The sequence below is a fragment of the Psychromonas sp. MB-3u-54 genome, assembly GCF_002836415.1.
Classification (GTDB): Bacteria; Pseudomonadota; Gammaproteobacteria; order Enterobacterales; family Psychromonadaceae; genus Psychromonas.
Window position 1 is genome coordinate 1 of record NZ_PJBP01000043.1, and the last position, 373, is coordinate 373.

1 pseudogene is annotated in these 373 nt (G+C 44.2%); it reads left to right on the top strand.

Annotated features, from left to right (window positions below):
* A pseudogene (locus CXF72_RS00515) lies at positions 1-373 on the top strand (transposase); the annotation flags it as partial.

Sequence of the window (373 nt, forward strand, 5' to 3'; positions counted from 1 at the left end):
GTATGTTGATTTAAACCCGATTCGCGCCAATATGGCGACAAGCCCTGAAACCTCCGATTACACCAGCATCCAGCGAAGAATTCACTCCGCTATAAAGGGTGAGCAACCTGCAGAATTACTGCCGTTTGTAGGTGATGAATGCCTTAATATGCCTGACGGGTTGATGTTCAGTGTGAAGGATTACATTGTGCTTGTTGAAGATACTGGTCGAATTATACGAGAAGATAAGCGCGGTGCCATTAGTTCAAGCAGTCAAGATATCCTCAATAGACTTAATATTCCTGCAGAGAACTGGCTTAAAATCACGACCGAATTTGGTCATTTATTTAAAGGGGCGGTGGGTGCCTTACCGGCATTAACCGAATACTGTGAA